The organism is Paenibacillus sp. 01T422, from assembly GCF_056398785.1.
Genome location: NZ_JBFTQB010000481.1, coordinates 1 through 4846 on the forward strand (window position 1 = coordinate 1; position 4846 = coordinate 4846).

The following is a 4846-nucleotide window of genomic DNA, read 5'->3' on the forward strand; positions in this document are numbered from 1 at the left end:
GTGCAAAGCATGTACTTTTACAAAGAACCGGGTTCTCCCGGGCAAGCTGCGCATCAAGACTATTACTATATTAAGAACGATCCGAATACGTTGACCGCCGCTTGGGTTGCCATGGAATATACAAATGAAGAAAATGGCTGCCTGTATGTCATCCCCGGGTCTCAGAAACTCGGAGTTCTACCCCACGGCGATGTGAAAAACTTACAAGAACATGAAGCTTGGACCCATGAGGTAGAAGACATCGATTTAAGCAAGGAAATTCCGGTTATTTTGGATAAAGGGGATGTATTAATTTTTGACAGCAACCTTATACACTCATCTACACGGAACCGCTCCACCCGTTGGAGACGCTCTTATGTATGCCACTACATCCGTTATGACTCAACTATTGAGAGAGAAGATTTGAAAAAGAAAATCCCTCTAGTATAATGAAAAAAAAGGCTGTCCGAGAGGGTTGGAATGATAAATGGAAACAGAATCCAAGGTGGAAGTCATTCCACCTTCTTTTGTTGTAACCAATACCTACGCAGGTACCGTCGTTTATGGCCCCGGTGGGAAATACGGTCCCCGCATTCAGATGGATCTGCAGCTTGTCCTGGTACATAGCGGCTCTATGATTGTAGAAATTGACGGCGTACCCTTCACTGTTCCTCCAGAGAGCATTGCGCTGCTCAAACCGGGACATGAGGAGATGTTTCATTTCAATGAGAAACGTGACACGTGGCACCGTTGGATTGCTGTGACTGTCGAGCCACTATTACCGGATGCAGCGACTTATTTCGAGTCGCTTCCGCTTTATATCCCCTTGACGACACGACTAAATCAACTGACGAATATGCTGATGTCTTTGCAAAACGACGGATGCTCTTCGGGCGAGGAAGTGGTAAAAGCCTTAGGCCGGTCCGCTGTCTGGTTGTATGCGACGGAGTATTTGCATTTGGGACTGAACCACCTGAAACATCCGGCTGTTCTCCTTGCTGTGGAAACCATACACGAAAAATTTGGTGAAGAGCTAAGCCTTAACGATTTATCCCAGATTACCGGAAAAACACCAGAGCATATGATACGCCTGTTCCAGCGTGATGAAGGAATAACGCCGATCCAATACTTGTGGCAGTACCGGGTAAAAAAGGGGCTGGAATTACTGCGCAGCACAGGCCTGAATATCGGTGAAGTAGCTGAACAATCCGGCTTTAAAACCTCCTATCATTTTGCACGCACCATAAAACGCCATACCGGTCTGACGCCCAGTGAAATTCGTAAGGAGCACTACAACAAGCCCTATCGCTCTGGAGAAGCCAAAAATTAGTGGGTGAAGATAAGGACCAAGCGAATATTCACGCTACTCGTGTTCAGCATTTTACCATGAAAATAAAGCCTGGCCAGCGCTTACTAAGCGCAGTGCCGGGCTTTACATATTATCCTTTTACTGCCCCTGCCGCAACTCCGCTGATAAAATACTTCCTTCCCACAATGCTCAGAAGAATCAAAACCGGAACCGCCATGAGAAACGCTCCTGTAATTGGCGTAGCATAATCCTCTTTATAGGGATTATTCATCGTCGAAATCCCTACAGATAGCGTCATTTTGTGCTCAGAGGTTAAAAAGATCAACGGGCTTAAGTAGTCATTCCATGAGTTCATAAAGTTGAGAAGACCTACAATTCCGATGCTGCTCATAGACAAAGGAACTGCGATGCTCAAAAACGTCCGCCATTCCGTACTACCGTCCACCCTTGCGCTTTCATATAGCTCTAAGGGTATCGCCGTCATCACCTGGCGTATCAAGAAGATGTTAATGGCCGATATGGCTCCCGGAAATATTAAAGGAGAGAACGTATCCAACCAGCCCCATTGTTTGAACATTATGAAGCTCGGAACCAGCGTCATCTGCGAAGGAATCAGAATAGTTGCAATCACAATCGTAAACAGCACATTTTTTCCTTTAAAATCATACCGTGAAAAGCCATAAGCAACTAATGCATTGCCAATCATAGAGAGCACAGAGACCGCTACTGCAATAAAAACTCCGTTGAAAAATTGTGTCCAGAACGGTATCTTCTCAAACAATAAGATAAAGTTATCCAGGGTTGGATGAAGCGGAATCGGATTCAAAGGAGAAGCAACGATGTCATCATAGGTTTTAAATGACACTCCTACCATATAAAGAAAAGGGAGACTGAATAATAAGCTCAATAAAGCCAAAGCAGCATATACAGCTATACGATGAATTCGGTTTGCTGTCATTGTGGCATTCCCCCTTTACTTTTTTTCCTGAAACAAGCGAATTTGAATGATACCTATGATCAGTAGTATGACCGTAAACACATACCCGACAGCTGATGAATAACCGAAGTTTTGTAACCGGAAGGCTTGCTGGTAAATGTACATTGTTGGGAACAGCAACGATTGCTCGGGCCCGGACTGACCAGGGCCGGCAAGCACAAACGGCTCGGCAAACATGGTAAAAGAGCCGATAATTGCCTGAAACACAATGAAAGTCATGATAGGTCTCAATAGCGGTAATGTCACATACCACAGCCTTTGAACCGCGTTAGCCCCATCTATTTTGGCTGCCTCAGTAAGCTCTTTAGGGATGTTTTGAAGGCCTGCCATAAAATAAAGGATATTAATCCCCAAATATCGCCAAGTTAATAAAATGATTAATGCGGGAAGAGTCCACCTTGGATTCTCCAGCCAACCGATCGGTTCGATGCCGACAAACGCAAGCAATGTATTTAGAATACCGAATGATCTGTTGAAGATGAATCCGAAAATGATTGCTACCGCAACAGCAGATGTAATATTTGGGGTAAAAAAGAAGGTTGCAAACCACCCTTTCTTCCTTTCTATGAAAGGTTGATTAATTAGCAGAGCAACCATTAGAGCAATGGGCAAAATGATAAAGACACTGCCCCCTGTAGCCTTCAAACCGTTCCACATCGATTGCCAAAAAACGTCATCATYCACTACAAGCAAATAATTTTTAAATCCTGCATAAGTCAGCTTGCTGACACCTTGGAATAAGCTGAGCCAGAACCCGTACAGAGTCGGATATAGACTAAATACGGCGAAGTGAATGAAAAAAGGACTAATGAACAAATATGGGGCAAGTTTAAACCACTTTGACTGATGAATTGGCAACGTTCAGACCTCCTGAAAACCTAATATCCAAACCTTATTTAACAAAAAGAAAGGAGAAGTAGGTTCCCCTCATCTCCCTTGTAGTTCAATCTGCCTGCTAACTATCCGGCAGTTTCATTTTTCTTAATCAACTGTCTCAGCTCATCATCAACTTTTTGAAGAAACTGCTCAGGAGTCAACTTGCCTTCTTCCAATTCAAATCTATATTTATTCCAAGCATCCGCGAATAAGGTCCGCCACCAAGCCTGGTTTTGGTTCGGTGCAACTGCGACCAGCTTACCATACAGATCTCCCAGATCTTGACCGCCGAAATACTTCGTATATTTGCTTTGCTCATGCAAACCCTTCTCCTGGACGGAAGTCAGAAGCGCTGGGAACAGGTTAACAATCTGGAAACGTTTGACTGAGTTCTCCGGTGTTAATTGAGCAAGCTGCAGAAACTCCCAGGCTAATTCTTTATTTTTGGAATACTTCGAAATCATCAACCCTGTTCCGCCCCAAACGGTAGTTGGAACTGATTTGGGGCCGCCTAGAGGCATTGGAACAGCCGCCCATTTGCCCTCCAACTCCGGTGCGTTGTCCGCCAACAGGTTGACCCACCAATCCGGACCGAAAGCAGCTATGTATTTCCCCTTCTTGAATTGATCCCAATATGCCGGGCCGTCATAATAATTTTTATCCATGATGCCGTCTTTTTTCCATGCGTACATCCGCTTCAAAGCTGTTTGGCCTTCCGGAGTATTAAATCCGGGTTGGCCGTCTTTCGTTACAATATCTCCACCCTCTTGCTTAATGAACAGCTCGAAATACGTTTGGTCCCCTCCAGTTTTCGTTGTGGAGTTTCCGGGAAAAATATATTGTTTATCGCCGACTAATTTTTTCGCTTGCTCCGTAAATTGATCCCACGTTTTTAGCTCGCCTACCTTAATTCCTGCTTCATCAAATAAATCCTTACGATAATAAAGAGCAGAGGCGGTTGCGGCATGCTCGATCCCGTACTGCTTATCGTTAATGGTATACAGCGCCTGCCGACCTTTAGACATCACTTCGGTTAGGTTGTCGGCTTTTAAATAATCATTCAAGGGCACGAACGGGATATCACCGCGAATAAATTTAGGAAATTGTGCTTGTTCAATATCGATCAAATCCGGTGCTCCATCTCCTCCAGACTTGGAAATAACTAAGTATTTATCGACAAGTGCTGTGCCCTCCATTAAATTAATCTCAACCGTAACCTCTGGCTGTTTTTTCTTGAAATCTTCCTTGATGGCCTCAAAAAACCGTTTGTGCGGCTCTGCAAACACCCATAATGTTAGCTTTTTTGCGCCTGCACTTGGTTGCTCCGTTTTATTATTTTCACCAGTTGCAGGCTCTCCGACATTCGGCGTACATGCAGTTAACACGATTGCCAAGGAAATTGCTATAGAAATCGATGACCACTTTTTTCTCATAATCTACACACCCTTTCCAATTTTTGAAAATTAGCAGGACTGTCTATAATTCAAATCATAATGTATGCGTTTACAGTTGGAAATGCACGAACATTCATTAAATTGTGTCTGAGATTGATATCTAGCGAATGATTGATGCGGTATGCTTTGCCTAGAATCAAACTGGAGCTAGCTATCTCTTCTATCGTATAATTAATATGACACCACACAGAAGGAGCTTCGCCTATGACTCGTTCGTGGCCACTACCTGCA

At 44.0% G+C, this 4846-nt stretch carries 6 protein-coding genes; 2 read left to right on the forward strand and 4 right to left on the reverse strand.

The features are described 5' to 3' along the window. Together AC1DUA_RS23635 and AC1DUA_RS23640 are read left to right on the forward strand one after the other, a co-directional pair. The coding region (locus tag AC1DUA_RS23635) for a phytanoyl-CoA dioxygenase family protein (protein WP_477502099.1) at nucleotides 1-429 on the forward strand (429 nt) is incomplete at its 5' end. Between the two features lie 37 nt (nucleotides 430-466). Beyond that, nucleotides 467-1309 (forward strand): helix-turn-helix transcriptional regulator, encoded by an 843-nt coding sequence (locus AC1DUA_RS23640; RefSeq protein ID WP_477502100.1) that lies wholly within the window; start codon nucleotides 467-469, stop codon nucleotides 1307-1309. A gap of 109 nt (nucleotides 1310-1418) precedes the next feature. On the opposite strand, the gene AC1DUA_RS23645 is transcribed toward AC1DUA_RS23640, so the two are convergent. From AC1DUA_RS23645 to AC1DUA_RS23660, 4 genes are all read right to left on the reverse strand, one after another. Continuing rightward, nucleotides 1419-2246 (reverse strand): carbohydrate ABC transporter permease, encoded by an 828-nt coding sequence (locus AC1DUA_RS23645; protein WP_477502101.1) that lies wholly within the window; start codon nucleotides 2244-2246, stop codon nucleotides 1419-1421. A 15-nt stretch (nucleotides 2247-2261) separates the two neighbouring features. After that, nucleotides 2262-3143 carry a carbohydrate ABC transporter permease gene (locus tag AC1DUA_RS23650; RefSeq protein WP_477502102.1) on the reverse strand — a complete coding sequence of 294 codons (882 nt, stop codon included), beginning with the start codon at nucleotides 3141-3143 and terminating at the stop codon, nucleotides 2262-2264. Nucleotides 3144-3244: 101 nt separating this feature from the next. Continuing rightward, entirely contained in the window at nucleotides 3245-4594 is a 1350-nt protein-coding gene (locus AC1DUA_RS23655) for an ABC transporter substrate-binding protein (RefSeq protein WP_477502103.1), read from the reverse strand. Nucleotides 4595-4644: 50 nt separating this feature from the next. After that, nucleotides 4645-4846: hypothetical protein (locus tag AC1DUA_RS23660; RefSeq protein ID WP_477502104.1), on the reverse strand; the 202-nt coding region annotated here is incomplete at its 5' end.

Coding starts and splice junctions, on each gene's coding strand:
- AC1DUA_RS23640 (WP_477502100.1), top strand. CDS start 467: ATGGAAACAGAATCCAAGGTGGAAGTCATTCCACCTTCTTTTGTTGTA.
- AC1DUA_RS23645 (WP_477502101.1), bottom strand. CDS start 2,246: ATGACAGCAAACCGAATTCATCGTATAGCTGTATATGCTGCTTTGGCT.
- AC1DUA_RS23655 (WP_477502103.1), bottom strand. CDS start 4,594: ATGAGAAAAAAGTGGTCATCGATTTCTATAGCAATTTCCTTGGCAATC.